This window comes from Magnetofaba australis IT-1 (assembly GCF_002109495.1).
GTDB classification, from domain to species: Bacteria; Pseudomonadota; Magnetococcia; order Magnetococcales; family Magnetococcaceae; genus Magnetofaba; species Magnetofaba australis.
Genome location: NZ_LVJN01000020.1, coordinates 441,160 through 460,023 on the forward strand (window position 1 = coordinate 441,160; position 18,864 = coordinate 460,023).

The window sequence follows — 18,864 nt, forward strand, 5'->3', positions numbered from 1 at the left end:
CTCACGTATATCTATACGCTCCGCTGTTGTGTGCGCCGAAATCGCCACTGGGTCGTCGCGATGCGCTCATTTTGAAAGGAGCTCTTATGGATCTGACTCAACGGCTGCTCTATCGCGACGGACTCATCCTGGCGTTGGACAAACCCGCCGGATTGGCGGTGCACCCTGGTCCTGGCGGCGGCGAGAATCTGGAGCGTTATCTAGATGATCTGCGCTTTGGGCTGCGCGCCAAGCCGCAACTGGCGCATCGCCTGGACCGCGACACCTCCGGCTGCTTGATTCTGGGCAGGCACCCCAAGGCTTTGCGTAAACTCGGCAAGCTGTTCAGCGAAGGGCGGGTGGAGAAGCGCTATTGGGCGGTGGTTCATGGCGCGCCGCCGACGCCATCCGGCGTGATTGACGCGGCGCTGACCAAGCGCAGCAGCGCGCGGCAGAAGCGCTGGTGGATGGAGGTGGATCCCGCCCAAGGCAAGAGCGCGCGCACCCTCTACCGGGTGATGGGGCAAGCGGCGGGGATCAGTTGGCTGGAGCTGACGCCCAAAACCGGCCGCACCCATCAGATTCGTGTACACTGCGCCCACATCGGCTGTCCGCTGGTGGGCGATCCGCAATATGGCGCGCCGAAAACAGACGATCCCCATGCCGGCGCGCCGCTGCATCTGCTGGCGCGCGCCATCCGCCTGCCGCTGTCGGCCAACAAGCCGCCCATCGCCATCGTCGCCGAACCGCCGCCGCATATGCTCGACGCCTTGCGCGCCTGCGGCTTTGAGCCGGGCGCCGACTACCCGCCGTTCGAGCAAAGCGACGCGGATGGCGGGCAGGCGACGTGAGCGTTTCGCGCTTTGCCCCCAGCCCCACCGGCTTGCTGCATCTGGGCCACGCCTATTCGGCGCTGCTGGCCTTTGATCTCTCCGCCGGGCGTGGCGGACGCTTTGTGCTGCGACTGGAGGATATCGACCCGGGACGCTGTCGTCCCGAGTTCGAGGCGGCCATTTTGGAGGATCTGGCGTGGTTGGGATTGCGCTGGGAGGCGCCGGTGTGGCGGCAGTCGCAGCGACTCGATCTCTACGCCGAGGCGTTGCAGCGGCTGCGGCGCGCGGGATTGATCTACCCCTGTTTCTGCACCCGCAAGGAGGTCGCCGCCGAGATCGCCCGTGCGGTGGACGCCCCTCATGGGCCGGAGGGGGCGATCTACCCGGGAATCTGTCGCACCCTTGCCGCCAGCGAGCGCGCGGCGCGCATCGACGCCGGACAGCCCCATGCGTGGCGGCTGGATATGGCGGCGGCGTTGAGCGGCGTGGAGCCGCTCCAGTGGCAGGATGCGCATGCAGGCGTGGTGACCGCTGACACGGCGGCGTTTGGCGATGTGGTGCTGGCGCGCAAGGAGACGCCCACCAGTTACCACCTGGCCTGCACCCTGGATGACGCCCTGCAGGGGGTGGACCTGATCGTGCGCGGCGAAGATCTGTTCGCCGCCACCGATGTGCATCGGCTGCTGCAAGCGCTGCTGGGGTTGCCGACGCCGCGCTACCACCATCACAAACTGTTGCGGGATGAGCAGGGGCGGCGTTACGCAAAACGCGATCGCGCGTTGACCCTTAGGGCGTTGCGCGAGGCAGGAGAATCAGCGGCGGGGATTCGTCGGCGGGTCGGCCTGTAGCGCTGCGCAAGCGCCAGATGTGCACGCCAAACCCCTCATTGGCGTAAGGCGAGTCGCCGATGCGGTCGCTGAGGGTGTAGTGGGCGCGCACCCACGTCATCAGCGGCTTGCCAAAGCTCTCCTCTACGCCGAACGCCGCTTTGCCGTACTGCCACATTCTGCGCGTGACGTGGACGATGACGTCAGGCGGGTTGTCGGCGAAGGCCTGCAGCACCCGCTCCTCGCCGCCAAAAAAGCGCATATCAGCGGCCAGATTGATCAATCCCGTGGGGTTGGAGCGCTGGGCCAGGAAATTCAGATAGACCCCTTCGGGCAGCACCGCCAGGGTCTGCTCAGTTGTGGTATAGGCGCGCGCTTTGTGCAGGGTTTGGTTGAGGATGGGCGCCACCGGCGTCAGGCTGCGCGCAAAATAGTAGGAGCGATTGGCGCCCTCAGCCAGCGGTTCGGTGCGCAGTCGATACCCCTCCACAGAGCGCTGCAAGGGGCCCAGCAGTATGGGTAGGGCGAAGGCCAGCACAAACGCGCGATGCCAGGATGGGGCGGCGTTGCTCCAGGCGGGCAGGCGTGGCGTGAGTCCCGCCGCCAGCAGTACGGCCAGCAGAAATCCGGGCAGGGCCAGATAGAAGCCATACATCTGCAGCCCCACCGCCAGCAGCATGCGCCCCATGAGCGGAACCGCCAGGCAGGCCAGCAGAAACAGCAGCAGCGCCGCGGAGGCCCAGGGCGCGCGCAGATCCTTCTCCCGCCACAATCGATACCCCAGCCACACCGCCGCTATGGCGTTGATCAGCGGCAAGGCGCGCATCAGCGCACTGCCCAGGGTGCGCAGTATCAGTTCATCCCACAGCGCGCCAACGCTCAATATCAGGCATAGAACGACAAGCCACAGACCCGCGCGTCGCGCCGGGTCCCGCTGTTTGCGCGCGATGCGTCGCGCCCACCAGATCAGGCCGCCATACAGCGTCGTCCCTCCGGCCATCAACAGGAGATTGACGCGCCAGGCGTCCAGGCCAAACAGGCTCTCGGCGAAGGTGCGGTTGACATGGGTGACGTCCATGTTGAGCGCCTGTAGGAAGACGCCGCCGGTCATGCGCAGCGCCTCCATGGGCGTTGCGATGGTGAGCAGTCCCGTAAATAGCAGCAGCGGCGGCGCGACGACGCCAACCGCAAAGGCTGCGCCGACACGGCCAAACAGGATGCGGGCGCGTCCCATCAGCGCCATGAGCAGGAGAAAGCCCACGCTCATGCAGGCGGCGGCGGCGAAGATCTCCAGTTTGGTCAGCGCCACGGCCCCCAATGTGAGGCCTGCGCCCAGCGCCAGGCGCGGCGTTGGCTGATGCTCCATACGCCAGAGCAGAACGGCCAAAATAAGCGCCAGCACGGTTCCGTGGGGCGCCTCCAACGCATAGGGGGAGGCGAAGTTGAACATCGCCCCATCCAGATGCGCGTTGAAGGCGAACAGCGCCAGAAATGCGCCGGTGACCAGAAAGGCGCTGAAGGGGTCGAACAGGCGCGCAGTGAAGCGGTGGAGCCCCCAGCAAAACAGGGCGATGAGGGTCAGATTGAACAGCAGAAATATTTGCAGCGTTGCGCCGAACAGTTTGAACGCCGCCGCCATGAGCAGATCGGAGAGCAGACCGTACTCATGAAAGATGTCGCGAATGGGCCATTCGCCGAACTGCATGCGCCAGGGAATGTAGAGTTCGCGGCCCACATCGATCAGCGGATTGCCGGTCTTGCGCCACGTATACCACGCCAGCCCCAATCCCAGTAGCCAGAGCAGCGTTGGGCCGAGCCAGCGCCCCCGTTTGGCGATGGCGTCATAGAGCAGCGGCGCGGCCATATTAGAGCGTTCCATAGAGGCGGGCGGTGTTATCGGCAAGAGCGGCTTGGGCGTCGGCCAGCGCAATCTGTTTGATCTGCGCAATGGCCTCCAGGGAGTGGGTGATGTTGGCTGGCTCGTTGCGTTCGCCCGGCTGCGGGCCCAGCACCGGGCTGTCGCTCTCAAGCAGCAGCGACTCCAGCGGCAGTTTGCCGACCAACTCCGCCATCTGTCCACCGCGGGCGATGGCGGGCGGCACGGAGAAGAGGAACCCCTCCCGGGCAGCGGCGATGGCGGGTTTGTGCGGTCCGTAATAGGCGTGCATCTGCACCCGTGTCGCCCCGCAGGCCCGCAGCAGCTCGATGGTCTGCTTGCCCGCCGCCCGCGAATGGACGTTTAGGGGCAGATCCAGCTCCAGCGCCAAGGCGGCGAATCCGCTGAGGATCTCCCGTTGCAGCGCGCGCTGCTCCTCTGCGCTGGCCAGTTGATAATCCAAGCCCACCTCGCCAATGGCCGCCAAGCGTGAACGGTGCTGGCGAATCAACGCCATCATGGTTTGCGCGGCGTCGGCGTCGGCATAGCCGGGGTAGAGACCCAGCGCCGGGCGCAGCATGGGGTGTTGATCGCAGGCGGTCAGCAGCGCATCGACCTCATCGACGCGCTCGCACACCGCCACAATGCGGGTGACGCCCGCATCGGCGGCGCGTTGCAGCACGGCGGCGCGGTCGGCGTCGAAGCGGTCATCGGCGATATGGGCGTGGCAATCGATCATGGGGGTTCTGTCTTTGAGTTATGGGCCGTGTGCGGATCTACTGCACAAACTTGCCATGAGGCGACCAAGCCGCCAAGGCGAAAATCGGGACATTTATGGCCCGATTTTCGGGGGTCTGGGGGCCGCTGCCCCCAGCGGGGCGTGGGGCGGCGCCCCACGATTCGGCAGGATTGCCGAATCGGACTCGCGCAGCGAGCCCGAAGGGGGCGGGCCAGGACGGCCCGCATCACGGTGTTGCTGTTGATCTTAAGGGGAGTTTGAGGGCGCAGCCCTCAATATCTTATAGCGTTTCAGTATTCATTTTCGAATGCTAAGACAAAAAAAGAGGACGCGACCGGCGCGATCCCCGCCGCCGCTGCGCCAAGGGCGGCGCAACGACAACGGGGGCGGGGGCTGCGTCCTCTCAAGGAGAAACGGGTTGTGACGGATCAGCCGCCGATGGGACCGCCATCGACGCGGCGGATCGCCACCACCGCCGGACGCGGCGGCAGGGCGGGGTCGAAGTCGGGCCAGCGCGTGGTGGGGTTCTCGTAGGCGACTTTCTTATGTTCGCTGGGGTGCTGCACCGCCACGAACAGGGTGGCGTTGTCCGGCGTGAAGCAGGGGCCGCACAACTCGGCGTCGCGCGGCGCGGCGTAGAGGCGCTTGGGCAGGCCGCGACCGGGACCGTCCACATCCATGCCATAGACGCCGTCGGGATGGTTGCGCTTGGCTTGGGATCCGCCCTGGTCGGTGGTGATCCACAAGCGGCCGCGTTTGTCGAAGCAGCAGTTGTCCGGGGCCGCCATCCACGAGCCGTGGTGGGCGGTGAGCGGATGGTAACGCGCCTCGGCTTCGCCATCCAGCGGCCCGGCCAGCAGGAACACGTCCCAACGGAAGGTCTCGGCGTCGTGTTCCGGCGCGTCGGGGCCGGGGGGCGTCAACTCTAGCACGTGGCCGTATTGGTTGTTGCAGCGCGGATTGGCGGGATCCACCTCCGACGGCTGGCGACTCTTATTGTTGGTCAGCATCACATAGACTTTGCCATTGACCGGATTGGGCTCCACATCCTCGGGGCGATCCATGGGCGTGGCGCCCAGCAGGGCGGCGGCGCGACGGGTTTCAATCAGCACTTCGCCCTGATCATGGAAGCCATTCTCCGCCGTCAACGGCCCCTGGCCGTGGATCAGCGGCAGCCACTGCAGGGTTCCCTCTTCCGAGAAGCGCGCCACGCTGAGCACGCCCTCATCCAGCAGGCCGAGATTGGCTTGTCGGTCGTTGGGATTCATGGCTCTGGCGGAGACGAAGCGGTAGAGGAACTGAAAGGTTTCGTCGTCGCCGGAGTAGACCACCACGCGGCCATCACGGGTCAGCGCCGTGGTGGCGGCTTCATGTTTGAAACGCCCCAGCGCGGTGTGTTTGACCGGCGTGGATTGGGGGTCGTAGGGGTCGATCTCCACCACCCAGCCGAAGCGGTTGGGCTCGCGCGGGGATTGCGCCAAATCGAAGCGCGGCTCGAACTGCGCCCACGGGAAAGCGGCGCCGCGCCCCAGGCCATACGCCTTGTGCGCGGGGGCCTCCAGCGGATCGCTGGTGTGGCCGTCGAAGTATTTGTGGAAATTCTCCTCGGCGGTGAGGATGGTGCCCCATGGGGTGACGCCGCCCGCGCAGTTGTTGAGGGTGCCCAGCACATGCGCGCCGCTGGGGTCGGCGTGGGTGCGCAGTCGCGCATGTCCGGCGGCGGGGCCGGAAAGGGTCATGGGGGTGTGGGCGGTGATGCGGCGGTTGTAACGCCCGCCCGCCACCGGCTCCCACTGACCTTTGGCGTTGCGCTTGATCTCCACCACCGTGTGGCCATGGGCGGCCATCTCAATGGCGGCGCGCTCCTGCGCCAGCTCAGGGTCCTTGCGGCGCGCCTCTGGGGCCATCAATACCGGGTTGACGTATTCGTGATTGACGCACAGCAGGCCGTGGTCAGCGTTGTCCGAACCTGCGGGCAGCGGCATGAAGGCGAGGAAGTCGTTGTTGTAGCCAAACTGTTTAGCCTGGGCTTCGGCGCTGTGTTGGCTGGGGTCGAACGCCGGCGCGTCGGCCAGCACCGCATCGCCCCAGCGGATCACCGCTTCGGCCACATAACCGCCGCTGACCTGATGGTCGTCGGCAATGGCGGCGGGGACTGGTTTGAAGGCCAGAGTGGTGGGGTCCAGCGACAGATCGACTTTTTGCTCGTCGTCGCACCCGGCGCGGGCTTGGCTCACGCCGCCCAGGGCCAGCGCAGCGGCGCCCAGCAGCGAGCCCTTGAGGGCCTCACGGCGTTTGAGTCGACACTGAATCAACCACTGCATCGGCGTGGCGGAGGAGGAGGGGTGATCCATGACAGCCTCTTGTGACGGAAGAGAAGTGAGTGATTTTGAGGCATTATGCCCGCGCAAAGGGCGTGATGATGGCGATTGCGCAACAAATTCTATCGCTCGGGCGGCGCCAACGCCATGTGTGTGGCCGATGCATTGACGAATCCTGTTGATTTGGTTGAAAAGGGTTGGCGGCGGATGGGGCGTTTCCGCTATGCTGAGTGCTGGCGCTTGAGCGTGACCCCAGGTGACACAGAGGATGGATCATGACGTTGACCCCTGAACGCGCCACCATCTTGGTGGTGGATGACACGCCGGAAAATATCGATGTGCTCAGCGGCGTGCTGCGCGGCGAATACAAGGTGAAAGCGGCGCTCAATGGCGATAAGGCGTTGCGCATCGCCAGCGCCGAGAGCAAACCGGACATGATCCTGCTGGATGTGATGATGCCGGAGATGGATGGTTACGAAGTGTGCCGTCGTCTCAAGGCCGACCCGGCCACGGCGCGAATTCCGGTGATCTTCATCACCGCCAAGAGCGAGCAGGAGGATGAGCGCCGGGGATTGGAGCTGGGCGCGGTGGACTACATCACCAAACCCATCAGCCCGCCCATTGTCAAGGTGCGTGTCCGCACCCATCTGGCGCTGTATGATCAACAGCGTGAACTGCGCCGCATGGTGGATGAGCGCACCGAGGAGTTGGTGCGCACCCGCATGGAGATCATTCGTCGTCTGGGCCGCGCCGCCGAATTCAAGGATAACGAAACCGGTCTGCACGTGATCCGCATGAGCCACTATTCGCGCCTCATGGCGCAAGCGCTGGAGATTTCCGAGGAGTGGACCGATCTGGTGTTTCACGCCGCGCCCATGCACGACATCGGCAAGATCGGCATTCCCGACAGCGTGCTGCTCAAGCCCGGCAAGCTGGATGATAAGGAGTGGGAGATCATGCGCCAGCACCCGGCGTTCGGCGCGCAGATCATCGGCGACGACCCCTCCGAATTGATGCTGATGTCCAAAGAGATCGCCATGACCCACCATGAAAAGTGGGATGGCAGCGGCTACCCCAACCGCATCGCCGCAGAGGATATCCCCCTGCCCGGGCGCATCATCGCCATCGCCGACGTGTTCGATGCGCTCACCTCGGAGCGCCCCTATAAGAAAGCGTGGCCGGTGGAGAAGGCGGTGGCGGTGATCGATGAGGGCGCGGGCGTGCACTTCGATCCCAAGCTGATCCCGGTGTTCCACGAGATTCTGCCCGAGGCGCTGGAGATCAAGGAGCGCTATGCCGAGGAGTCGGTCGCCAAGCCCGATGATAAGGCGTAAAAGCAGCGCCTCTGGCGTTGAACAGACAGCCGAGAGATTTTGCGCGCCGCCCCGGTTTCGGGGCGGCGTTTGCATAGGTGGGCGCGTCAGCGTTCGCTGAACGACTCGTCCATGGAGCTGTGGATTGGCTTGAGAATGTACTCCAGCAGCGTCTTGGAGCCGGTGTGAATGGTGGCGTCCACAATCATGCCGGGCCGCACGCGGTTCTCCAGCGGATTCTCGCCCACGTGGTCTTTGCTGAGCTGGACGACTCCCTTGTAGTACGCTTCGCCGGTCTTCTCATCCTGGAATGTGTGGGGGGAGATGCTCTGCAGCTCTCCAGTGATGCCGCCGTAGCGGGCGTAGTCGTAGGTGGAGACCTTGATGGTCACTGGCTGACTGGCGCGTACGTGACCCACATCTTCCGTGGAGATGCGCACCTCGGCGGTGGGCAGACCGGCGAAGGGCACCAGCTCGGCCACCGTGCCGCCAGGCGGTAGAATGCCGCCGCTGGTCTTGATCTGCACATCTTTGATCACCCCTTCCAAGGGGGCGCGCACCACCAGCCGCTCCAAGCGATCCTGCAGGCGCGGAATCTGTGCGCGCACGGCGGTCAGCTCGGCCACCGCGCCATCCACCTCCAGCAGCGCCTGCTGTTTGAAATTGCTGCGCGTTTCGCGGATCTTGCGGCGCATCTCGCGCTCCTCCTCCGGCACCATCAGCAGATTGCCGCTGATCTCGCTGCGGTCGGTGAGGGTGGCGGCGCGGGACTGCATGGCGCTGAGTAGCGGCAGGCGCGACATGTGGTTGCGTTTGACCAACGGTTCGCGCAGGTTGACCTCCTGGTCCTGAATGCTCACCTGCTGATCATAGGCTTTGAGCTGTTCGTTGAGCTTGGCGCGGCGGGCGCGCTTTTGCCGCAACTGCGCCTCCAGCACCGAAACCTGGCTGAGGAACGCCTGGCGTTTGGCTTCCAGCACCAGGCATGTCTTCAACAGCAGAGAGGCGTACTCCATCTGGAAAGCGGCGTCGGCGATGCGCTCCAGGGCCAGCGAGCTGGCCAGTTCACAGGCGTCGTCGCCGACGCAATCGGTGATGGGGGCGCGGCGTTCGGGCTCCTTGGTTTGCGATTCACACAGCGGGTGACCGCTCACCAGCGCCAGCTTCTCGGCGATCTGCAGCATCAAGGTGGCCTCGCGCGAGCGCGCTTGCGCATATTCGGCGCTGGCCTCTTCGGCTTTCAAGCGCACCAGCGGCTCGCCCTGCTCCACCAACTGGCCGTCATCCACCAGAATCTGATCGACGATGCCGCCCTCCAGGTGCTGCACAATTTGTAGTGAGCCGGAGGGGGAGATCTCGCCCCGGGTTTTGGCCACCTCGTCCATGGTGGCGAAGCCGGTCCACAGCATGAAGGTGAGCGCGCCGCCGCAGGAGATGATGGCGGCAAAGCGCACCAGTCTGGGCAGACCCGCTTCCTCCAGCACGGCCGATTGGGCCAGATAGCGCTCCTGACGTCGACCGATGCGCGTGCGGGTGTCGCGGTCCTCCAGAAATCCGGCGGCGTTGCCGCCAGGGGCGTTGTTGGCGCGCTGTTCAGCCATCGGACCAGCTCCTGGTTGCGCGTTTGCGTTTTGTCTGTTGAACCTGGGCGCGTTGTTCTGCGTTCATGCGACGGGCGCGCGGTTTGACGCGCTTTTGTGGGCGACTCGCGTTGCGCGCTTCCACAGGCGGCGTCGAGGCCTCCTGAATCGCGTCGATTTCGCCTTCTATGGAGAGGCCGCTGGCGAAGGCGGAGTCGAGCAGCGTGTCATCGGCGTAGTCGCTGCGTGTGGTCGATTGGCTTTGCTCTGGCGCCTGGGGTTGATCAGTGTGGCGATTTTCCGCAGCGCTCTTGTTGCGGCGGCGTTGGCCGTGCGAGCGCTTCTCCTGCTTGAGGCGAGTACGCTGTTCAGCGCTCATGCGGCGGCCGTGAGGCTTGACGCGCTGTTGCGGCTGTGCGGATTCGCCAGAGGCGTCGCTCTGCATGGGGGCGGAGTGTGGCGTCGAATCGCTCTGCGCAGAGTCCAACTGCTGTTGAGCGGGGGCTTTGTTGATGCTGGCTTTGGGGCGATTGGCGCCGCCGCCGCTCTTGCCGCCAGATGACAGGCCGTTTTCAAACGCCTGGCTGAACAGATTGTCAGCGATGTCGGTTTCGGGGTTGGCGTCCCATACGAACAGTTGATCCACCTCCGGCTCGCCTTGGCGCGAAGAGCCGCTGACCACCGGGGAGGAGAGCTCAATGGCTTCATCAAGTTTGTCACCCAGCTGCTCAGCCAAAGTGCGCGGCGGCGCTGGAGGCTGCGCATCTGCGCTGGGCGCAGGCTTGGGCTTGGGCGGTGGAGGCGGCGTGCGCTGTTGCTCGATCAACTCGCCGTCATCCAGGTCAAACAGGCGGTCGGCCAGTTTCAGCCAGGAGGGGCGCGAACTGATCAGCACCACAGTGGCTTTGCCGCGAAAGCCGTCCATAAAGCGCCGCAACTGTTCGTCGCCGGCGCCATCCAGGGAGGCGTTGGCTTCGTCGAACAGAATGACTTGGGGGTTCTCCAGCAGGGCGCGGGCGATGACGATGCGCTGGCGGATGCCCATGGGCAGCGCCTGCTTGGTCCCGTCATCGATGTCCATCTCATAGCCCTTGGGCATATGTTGTAGAATTTCATCCAGCCCCATGCGTTCGATCAGCGCCACGGCGTCGTTGCGCAATTCGTCGCGGAACATGGTGATGTTGTCCAGCAGCGTGCCCTGGAACAGCTCGCCCTTTTGCGGCAGATAAGCGATTTTGTCGCGCAGGGTGCGCGGGTCGTATTGGCGCAGATCCTCGCCGTCGATGAGCACCTCTCCACCGCTGGGACGCAACGCCCCCATCATCAGCCACAGCAGCGAACTCTTGCCGCTGCCGTTGTCGCCGCGAATGCCAACGAAATCTCCGGGTTGAATGTCGATGTTGAGATCGTGCAGCAGCGGCTCGCGCCCTTCGGCGAAGCTGTAGCTGACGTCGCGCAGAGTGATGCGCCCCTGAATCTGCGGGGCTTCGCCGAGGCCGGATTTGAACTCCACCGGCATATGGAAGATGGCGTTGACTTTCTCGCGCGCCAGACGAATGGTCTGAAACCGCGCCCACACGCCCACCGCCTGCTGAATCGGTCCCATGGCGCGACCGGCCAGCATGGAGCAGGCGGCCATGCCGCCCATGGTGAGTTTGTGGTCGATCACCAGGGTGGCGCCCACGGCGGCCACCAGAATCATGGTGAACTGCGCGTAGAACGAGCCGATGCCCTGGGCGGTGGCGCTCTGCAGCACCACATGGCGGGCGTGCACCGCACACCCCTCCTGCAGGCGTTCATAGCGGCGCAGCATCAGCGCCTCCATGGCCATGGATTTGATGGAGTGCATGCCCGAAAGAGTTTCGATGATGAAGTTGAGCCGCCTTTCATCCGCGGTCATGCGATGATTCATCGCCATTTTCAGGCGTTTGCCTACCCACAGCGCGGCGCCGATGAAGATGCCGAACACCGTCAGCACCACCAGCACCAGCCAGTCGCCCAGGTGGTAGATGAAGCCCAGGAAGATGAGCACGAAGGGCAGGTCCAGCAGCACCTGCAGCCCCTGGCCGGAGTAGAAATCCTTGAGCGAGCCGAGCGCCTCCATGCGCTCCAAATGCACCCCCGAGCCAACCTTTTCAAACGACGGCAGGTTGGTGAAGAGCATGCGCTCCATGGCGCTGTAGCTGGAGAGATGCTCAAAGCGCGCGCCGACCCAGCCGCCCACATAGGCGCGGATCAGTTTCAGTTCAGCTTCCACCAGAATCGCCATGATCACGCCGATGATCAGCAGATTCAGGGTGCTGAAGCCCTGGTTGGGGAGGATGCGATCGTAGATTTGCAGGAGCATCAATGGCAGCGCGAGCGCCAACAGGTTGCCCACCAGAGTCACGCCGACCAGATAACCGGAGACCGATCGCGTCACTGCCCAGGGGGATAACCGTTGGGGCCACTCATCCTTGTCAAAGAATGCGTGTATGCTCACTGAATTCAGTCGCCGCCACTGGCGCCCTCGTCATGTTAATTGAGTATTTCAGATTATGTCTGGCGTTCAGGTTGTGTTTACAGCCATAGCCAACTCCTGGCGCGATAATTATGTTGATGCGCCTTGGTCTTTGATTCGCCATTCGAAAAGGAAGCAATTCCGAGACCAGATAGTTGATGATAGAAATATCAACGATTTGTCGAAAATTAGTTGCTTGTGGGCACAGTGGAGCGCAGGTTTCTTGGCGCAGTCGCCAATGGCTTGTTGTGGGTGATTCTCATTCTGTTTAAGTGATGGAAATATGAAAATTTTATGACAAGTTTTCTAGCCCGTTAACGCGGTTTAGGCTATCCTGCTTAAGACAATACATGAAGCAAAACGCTGCTTTGGGGGGGGGCTCCAGGGCGGAGTTTTCTGGTGTGAACCCGCCTTTTACGGGAGTGATCTCATGTCACTGAAGTTCAAGCTCATCATCCCCGTCACCCTCCTGATGCTGATCATTGGCGTTGCGGTCTACTTTATCTCGTCATCGGCGCTCTACAACGTCATTGAAGTGTTGGTTGACCAGCGCGTCAACTCCAAGCTGCATGACGTCGATATGAATATCGAACGCATCAGCCACAAGGCGCTGGTGGCCTCGGCGCTGGTGGCGGCGTTGCCGCAGGTGCGCGACGCCTACGCAACCGTCGCCGCCGGTGACGAAGAGGGCGCGCGCAAGCAGTTGGCGGCGTTCATGAAGTCCATCAAGACGGATGTGGAGAAGGTCACCGGCATCAAGAAATTCCGCGTGCACTTCCACCTGCCGCCCGCAAAATCGTTCCTGCGCATCTGGAACGGCACCGGCGGCGACGATCTGTCCAGCTTTCGCGACACCGTGTTGCGCATCAATCGCGACGGCAAGCCGCTGCTGGGCATTGAGATCGGTCGCGGCGGTTTTGTGCTGCGTGGCCTGTCGCCAGTGTTTGATGCAGCAGGCAAGCAGGTGGGCTCGGTGGAGACGCTGATGCCCATGGCCCAGGTGGTGAACAAGTCCAAAACCCGCGAAGAGGAGGAGTTCGCGGTTTTGATGCACAAATCACAGCTCAATGTGGCCAAGCGATTTGCCAAGACCACCCCCAAAAGCATTGGCGAATTTCTCCTCACCAGCGCCACCAAAGGGATGCCGGTGGAGGATATTGCGCCGGATTCGCTCAAGGAGTCGATGCGGGGCGATCTGAACTTCCCCTTTGATGACCACCATTTGACCTACCATCCCATCAAGGATTTCTCCGGCAAGGTGGTGGGCGTGCTGGTGTATCGGGTGGACTTGAATGTGGTGTCGTCGATTCGCAGTTCGCTGGTGTGGAAACTGGGGGGGCCGATCCTCCTGCTGATGCTGGTCTCCATGGTGATTTACTGGTTGGTGACGAAGCGGGTGGTGGGGCGCATTAAATCCATCGCCGACGGCATCGGCGGCATCACCGGCGGCAACTTGACCGAACGTTTGGAGATTCCCGCCCGCTCCGACGAGCTGGATGACATCAGCCGGGGATTCAACGCCATGGTGGACTCCCTGGCGGATATTTTGCGCGGGGTTTCGTTGCAAACCGACAGCGTGTCGGCGGCGGTGCGCCAGCTCAATGAAGTGCGCGGCGTACTCAGTGAAGACGCCGGCGGCATTCGCCAGCAGGCGCGCGACACCATGGAGTCGGTCAAGCGTCAGAGTGAAGGGATCTCGCGCATGGAGTCCGCCGCGCAGTCGGCCTCCAGCTCCATGCAGCAGATCAACGAGCAGGCCAATGCGCTGGCCAACGCCATGGGGGATGTGGCGCATGAGGCGGCGGATGTCTCTGGCAACGTCAATACCGTGGCGGCGGCCACCGAACAGATGTCCGCCAATGTCGCCAGTGTGCGTCAGAATCTGGAGCAGATTTCCGGCTCCATCACCCAGGTGGATAGCGCAGTGGGCTCCATGGGGCAGTCGCTGTCGGAGATCGACCAGCAGACACAGTCGGCGCGGGAGGAGTCGCGTCAGGCCGATGAACTGACCAAATCGGCGCAAAACGCCATCAAGGAGTTGGCCAGCGCCACCCAGGAGATCGATAAGGTGGTGGATGATCAACGACATCGCTGATCAGACCAACATGCTGGCGCTCAACGCATCGATTGAATCCGCGGGCGCCGGTGAAGCGGGCAAGGGCTTCTCGGTGGTCGCCAATGAGGTCAAGGCGCTGGCCGCCGAGACTGCCGAAGCCACCCGCAATATCACCCGCAAAGTGGACGACATTCAGGATCGCGCCCGCGGCGTGACCGACATGACCAGTCAGGTGGTGCAGGCGGTGGGACGCATCGACGAAGCCAACCGCGAGATCGCCGAAGCGGTGGCCACGCAGATTATCGCCATCCGTGATGTCAATGAATCGGTGGGCGCGGTCTCCCGCGCGGCCTCCGAGGTGACGGTTAACGCCAACGAGTTGGGATCGGCCTCCGACGAAGTGGCGCGCTCGGCGATGCTGGCCGCCGATGGCGTGACCCGCATCGCCGACTCCGCCAGTCAATCGGCGGAGGCTACGCAGTTGATGGCGCAGAACAGTTTGAGCGCCAATGAGGAGGTGGACAAGTTGGCGCACCTGGCCAATGAGGCGCGCAGCGAGGCTGAAGATGTGCAGGGCCATATGGGGCAGGTGGAGTCCTACTCGCGCTATACCGACGCATCAGTGACCCAATTCGGCTCCTTGGTGACCATGGTGGATAACGCCAGCGACTCGTTGATCAGCGCCATGTTGGGCATCAATTGGGGCGTACCGCAGTTTAACGCCGAGTCGGTGAAGAAGGCGCATATCAACTGGATGACGATGTTGGCCAACGTGCTGATGGAGCGGGTGAAAATGGAGCCCAGTCAGGTGACCGGCGCGCAGGACTGCGAGTTGGGTCGCTGGCTCTATGGCGAGGGCGGGGAGCTGCTTGGCGATGCGCCGCTGTTCCGTGACCTGGTGTCGCACCATGAGCAGATTCACCAGTTGGCGGCGGAAGTGGTGACGGCGGTGAACAAAGGCGATCTCAAACTGGCCAACTCCCGCTATGAGAGGTTCGAGCCGGTGCGCCAGCAACTGTTTGACCACCTGGATGCGCTGTATCAGGGCGAACGCGACAAATTGCCGGAGTCCGGTCGCATCAATTGGCAGGCGAATTATGAGGTGGGGGTCTCCTTCCTGGATGAGGATCACAAGCGTCTGCTCAACCTCCTCAACAAGTTGATCATCGCCCATGACGCGCAGCAGCCGGACCAGATCATGCGGCGGGTGCTGATCGATCTGTGCAGCTATACACAGTACCACTTCGCGCGCGAAGAGAAGTATATGCAGGATACCGGCTATGCCGATCTGGCGGCCCATGAGCGCGAGCATAAGGAGCTGATCGAAAAGTTGGGCGGGATCAAGAAGCAGTTTGAGAACGAGGGTTCCGCCATCATTGATGACGTCATCGCTTTCGTCAAACAGTGGCTCGTGCACCACATTCTGGAAGTGGACAAGCATTACGCGCAGCCCAACAAAGACGCATGACGTTGGCGCCTGACAATGTGACGCTTTGTCTGCAGGGGTATGATATTTCCAGGAAATCGCACTGTATGATTGATTGTGAAAATCACTCTCCATAGACTGCTACTCATGCCGGGGCGCTTGCGCCGCCACGCACGCTGATTCAGGACGGGGACACGTTCCACAGCGACAGATGCGTGGCGCTTGCGCGTTCGGCATGGCGTCGCCAGGATGCGGCGCAGATTTGGGATGCAACACGGGGGTTGAAATGGTCTGGCGGTTGCGAAGTCAGCGAATGCTTGCGCGTGCAGCCGGTTTGTCGCGGATGTTTCCTGTGGGAAGCAATCTGGCGCGCTGCGCCAACCTGCGCGAACTTTGCCGACCGCCCAATACTCCAATTGAAACGGTGTTGCATGATGGTTGTAGAATCTTTTTTTTCTTCGGATATCCGCTCGTTGGCCAGCGCTCTATTGATTGCGCTGATATTGGCGGGGCCTGCATTTGTGCTGGGCGAGCAGTTGTTTGATCTGATGTATTAATCCGAGGTTGAGTATGCCGCTGCGCCATCGCGTAGCGGCATACGAATATAAGAAATAACTAACATTGTACTCAATTGAGCTTTTGCGTTATACGCAGTCACTGTCGCATCGCTTACAAAAGGAAATAAGCCGATGTTTTTTTAATGGGCTCAAGCTCAAAAGCAAACTCCTGGTCACCTACTTGATCATGGCCGCAGTCACCGCCATCACCGGTGTGGCGGGCTTGCTGTTTATCGGTGCTGTTGGCGAACAAGGCGCGAATCTGGGCGCCAAACTGGCTCCGCTTGGCGATGCCGCCATGGAGATCAAACTCACCTCCACCCATGCCCACCTCAAGTTGGAAGAGATTCTCTCCGGTCAGTCGCAAGACAGCATCGATACGGTGTGGGCGGAGTTGGCCGAGACCGAGTGGTACGCCAAAGCCATGGTCGAAGGCGGGGAGAACGAGGAAGGTAAATTCATCCCCAGCGAAAACCCGGCGGTAGTGGTTAAAATTCGCGAGGTACAAAAAAAATTGGCGGCGTTTCGTGAGTATGCCCAGCAGCGCTACGATCTGCTCGCTGGCACGTCAAGCACGGGTAGCGCAGTCGATCAAGCCTTTGATGAACAATATGAAGTATTGCAAGGCGGCATTGATGACCTTCTGGCGCTGCGCGATGAGAACGTGGAGCCGGACACCGCAATTGCCGTAGCGACCGCCAAGTACTACTTGGCTGATGCGCATCTGTTCCTGGAAGAGATGCTCTCCGGTGATGAGAGCGTCACCCCTGAGGCCGTGGCGGCGCAGTTTGAAAAAGGCGCCAAACTGCTGGATCAGGGGGAGACGAACTGGGCGAGGGCGAAAGCCGCGGGCTTGGCGAAAAAGGCGCGAGACCTCAAGGTCCTTGCCATGACGCGCCATGCCAACACCGTGGCGTTGCACGAGAAAGAGGTGGGGATCGACAAAGGCTTCCATGACACGTTCGAGTCCTTTACCCGCAGCGCCGATGAGGCGGAGGAGTTGGTCCACGATAGAATGGACGCCGCCCTGTTGAGCGTTGAGTCGAATATTGGTTCGTCCAAGGCCACCATGGGCATCATTGTGCTGATCGCCCTGGGTATTGCGGTGTTGTTGACGCGCACGGTGGCGCGCTTGGTGGCCAACCCGGTATTGGCGTGCACCCAAGCGGCCAAACGCATCGCCAGCGGTAATTTGAATGTACGGGTTGGCATTGATCAGGGCGATGAGATCGGCGATCTCTCCACAGCGCTCGATGAAATGACCGATCAACTGAACTCCCTTTTGAGCAAACTCAAGGAGTATGCGAAACAGTTGGGTGGCGACGCGCGTGAATTGGCGTCGGCATCGGGTGAATTGGGGGGCAGTTCCAACCAACTCAACGCCAACGCCGAATCCGCTTCCGAAGCCACCGGCTCGGTCACCCACACCATCCGTGAAATCGCCGATCAGGCCGAACGTTCCAAGGATGATATGACCGCCATGGCGGCGGCGGCGGAGCAGATGAGCGCCAACATGACCGAGATCACCCGCGTGATGGAGGGGGCGGCGGGCAATCTGGAGCAGGTCTCCGCCAGCTCCGAGAGCTCCAATGCGGCGCTGGAGTCGGTCAGCGGCGCGATGAATCGCAATGTCAGCGGATTGCGTGAAGTCGCCTCCTCGGTGGAGGAGATGCGCGCCATGCTCAAGGATGCGCTGGGGCAGTGCCATGTGACCGCCGAGGCTTCGGAGGGGTCGGCGCAGCAGGCCAAAGCATTCTCGGGGGTGTTGGCTTCGCTCAAACAGTCTTCACAGAGCATCGGCGCGGTGGTGGGCATCATCAATGACATCGCCGACCAGACCAATATGCTCGCCCTGAACGCCTCCATTGAAGCCGCTGGCGCGGGAGAAGCGGGCAAAGGCTTTGCGGTGGTGGCCAATGAGGTCAAGGCGCTGGCGGCGCAGACCGCTGAGGCGACCCAGACAATTTCGCAGAATATCGATGAGATTCAAGCCAATAGCGCTCGCGCGGTGGGCGCCAGCGACAAGATCCGCGCCGGTATTCAGGAGATTCACGAGAACAATCAGGAGATTCTCCACGCCATTGAGTCGCAATACGCCACGCTGGAGCGCTCCACGACAGCGATCAACAGCATTGCCGATGAGAGCCGTACGGTGGAGGAGCATCTGCAGGGGGTTTCGCAGCAGATTATTCACTCCAATCATAGTTTGTCCGAGGTCTCCGGGGGGGTGTCGGACGTCAATATCAAGGTGACGGAGATCTCCCATGCGGTGGAGGAGGTGACGCGCAGCGTCGCGGCGGCCTCCAAAGGGAGCGCCGCCATCTCCGATGGGGTAGGCAGCGTGGCCAGCGCCACGGACGGCTTGGAGCAGGTTGTCAGTCAGGTGAAGGGCGCCGCCCATGCGCTGACGCAGATCAGCCAGTCGGTTAACTCCCGCTCTGGCAATATGGCCAAAATTGGTCAGGAGCTCAATGAGGCGTTGAGTGGATTCAAGTTGCGCTAGCGCGTCGCGTCGGGCAGAGAATTTTTCTGCGTGAGGTGAGGCATTAACATGGAAAATAGTGAGCGCCATCCGGCAACGGGTGGCGTTCTGTTTTGGGAGAGGCGTTTTCGCGATATTAAAAATTCACCTGTGAACAGAGGTTTAAAAAGTTTTGCAGGGGTTGTAGAAAGTTTTTCATATCGCGTATGCTGGCTGTGTTTTGCGCGCAAACTCCAGAGATTGCTTGGTCTATCAACAGATCGGTGAAGATTCTGTTACGATTTGAGAAACGCATTGAAATCGTAGAGTTTGAGGCACATGATGAGTCTATGCGCATATTATAATATTTTTGTCTTTGATCGCAGAGCGGTGGCG

Annotated in this window: 12 protein-coding genes; 7 read left to right on the forward strand and 5 right to left on the reverse strand. The window is 62.0% G+C overall.

Annotated elements, in window-relative coordinates; all coding sequences use genetic code 11:
- Window positions 1-86 precede the first annotated feature (86 nt).
- Complete coding sequence (locus tag MAIT1_RS14235) at window positions 87-830, forward strand: RluA family pseudouridine synthase (protein ID WP_085443985.1); 744 nt, start codon at window positions 87-89, stop codon at window positions 828-830.
- Complete coding sequence (gluQRS, locus tag MAIT1_RS14240) at window positions 827-1,660, forward strand: tRNA glutamyl-Q(34) synthetase GluQRS (RefSeq protein ID WP_085443986.1); 834 nt, start codon at window positions 827-829, stop codon at window positions 1,658-1,660. The genes MAIT1_RS14235 and gluQRS overlap by 4 nt, the downstream gene beginning before the upstream one ends.
- On the opposite strand, the gene MAIT1_RS14245 is transcribed toward gluQRS, so the two are convergent.
- The 3 genes from MAIT1_RS14245 to MAIT1_RS14255 all read right to left on the reverse strand — a co-directional run bounded on the left by MAIT1_RS14245 (window position 1,599) and on the right by MAIT1_RS14255 (window position 6,608).
- Window positions 1,599-3,503 carry a hypothetical protein gene (locus MAIT1_RS14245; RefSeq protein ID WP_085443987.1) on the reverse strand — a complete coding sequence of 635 codons (1,905 nt, stop codon included), beginning with the start codon at window positions 3,501-3,503 and terminating at the stop codon, window positions 1,599-1,601. The genes gluQRS and MAIT1_RS14245 overlap by 62 nt on opposite strands.
- 1 nt (window position 3,504) lies before the next feature.
- Complete coding sequence (locus MAIT1_RS14250; protein ID WP_085443988.1) at window positions 3,505-4,254, reverse strand: TatD family hydrolase; 750 nt, start codon at window positions 4,252-4,254, stop codon at window positions 3,505-3,507.
- Between the two features lie 428 nt (window positions 4,255-4,682).
- A complete protein-coding gene (locus MAIT1_RS14255; RefSeq protein WP_085443989.1) occupies window positions 4,683-6,608 on the reverse strand; it encodes a PhoX family protein in 1,926 nt (641 codons plus the stop codon).
- 242 nt (window positions 6,609-6,850) lie between these two features.
- Here MAIT1_RS14255 and MAIT1_RS14260 point away from each other — a divergent pair, with 242 nt between their 5' ends.
- The gene (locus MAIT1_RS14260; RefSeq protein WP_085443990.1) at window positions 6,851-7,909 is read left to right on the forward strand and encodes a response regulator; all 1,059 of its coding nucleotides are present in this window, start codon (window positions 6,851-6,853) and stop codon (window positions 7,907-7,909) included.
- 86 nt (window positions 7,910-7,995) lie between these two features.
- Here MAIT1_RS14260 and MAIT1_RS14265 read toward each other — a convergent pair whose 3' ends face one another.
- Window positions 7,996-9,489, reverse strand: coding sequence for an HlyD family type I secretion periplasmic adaptor subunit (locus MAIT1_RS14265; RefSeq protein ID WP_085443991.1), 1,494 nt, complete (start codon window positions 9,487-9,489; stop codon window positions 7,996-7,998).
- Window positions 9,482-11,950 (reverse strand): peptidase domain-containing ABC transporter, encoded by a 2,469-nt coding sequence (locus MAIT1_RS14270; RefSeq protein WP_143814861.1) that lies wholly within the window; start codon window positions 11,948-11,950, stop codon window positions 9,482-9,484. Before MAIT1_RS14270 ends, MAIT1_RS14265 begins: the two co-directional genes overlap by 8 nt.
- Window positions 11,951-12,398: 448 nt before the next feature.
- Between MAIT1_RS14270 and MAIT1_RS22480 the strand changes: the two genes are divergently transcribed.
- The 4 genes from MAIT1_RS22480 (at window position 12,399) to MAIT1_RS14285 (ending at window position 18,510) form a co-directional block, all read left to right on the forward strand.
- Entirely contained in the window at window positions 12,399-14,063 is a 1,665-nt protein-coding gene (locus tag MAIT1_RS22480; protein ID WP_085443993.1) for a cache domain-containing protein, read from the forward strand.
- Window positions 14,044-15,492, forward strand: a complete 1,449-nt coding sequence (locus MAIT1_RS22485; RefSeq protein WP_085443994.1) for a bacteriohemerythrin — start codon at window positions 14,044-14,046, stop codon at window positions 15,490-15,492. Before MAIT1_RS22480 ends, MAIT1_RS22485 begins: the two co-directional genes overlap by 20 nt.
- Window positions 15,493-15,665: 173 nt before the next feature.
- Complete coding sequence (locus tag MAIT1_RS21580; protein WP_143814862.1) at window positions 15,666-16,007, forward strand: hypothetical protein; 342 nt, start codon at window positions 15,666-15,668, stop codon at window positions 16,005-16,007.
- Between the two features lie 187 nt (window positions 16,008-16,194).
- Window positions 16,195-18,510: a methyl-accepting chemotaxis protein gene (locus tag MAIT1_RS14285; RefSeq protein WP_143814863.1), complete on the forward strand. Its 2,316-nt coding sequence runs from the start codon at window positions 16,195-16,197 to the stop codon at window positions 18,508-18,510.
- The last annotated feature ends 354 nt before the right edge of the window (window positions 18,511-18,864 follow it).

Coding starts and splice junctions, on each gene's coding strand:
- MAIT1_RS14285 (WP_143814863.1), top strand. CDS start 16,195: ATGGCCGCAGTCACCGCCATCACCGGTGTGGCGGGCTTGCTGTTTATC.
- MAIT1_RS14255 (WP_085443989.1), bottom strand. CDS start 6,608: ATGGATCACCCCTCCTCCTCCGCCACGCCGATGCAGTGGTTGATTCAG.
- MAIT1_RS22485 (WP_085443994.1), top strand. CDS start 14,044: ATGATCAACGACATCGCTGATCAGACCAACATGCTGGCGCTCAACGCA.
- MAIT1_RS14265 (WP_085443991.1), bottom strand. CDS start 9,489: ATGGCTGAACAGCGCGCCAACAACGCCCCTGGCGGCAACGCCGCCGGA.
- MAIT1_RS14235 (WP_085443985.1), top strand. CDS start 87: ATGGATCTGACTCAACGGCTGCTCTATCGCGACGGACTCATCCTGGCG.
- MAIT1_RS14260 (WP_085443990.1), top strand. CDS start 6,851: ATGACGTTGACCCCTGAACGCGCCACCATCTTGGTGGTGGATGACACG.
- MAIT1_RS14245 (WP_085443987.1), bottom strand. CDS start 3,503: ATGGCCGCGCCGCTGCTCTATGACGCCATCGCCAAACGGGGGCGCTGG.
- MAIT1_RS14250 (WP_085443988.1), bottom strand. CDS start 4,254: ATGATCGATTGCCACGCCCATATCGCCGATGACCGCTTCGACGCCGAC.
- MAIT1_RS22480 (WP_085443993.1), top strand. CDS start 12,399: ATGTCACTGAAGTTCAAGCTCATCATCCCCGTCACCCTCCTGATGCTG.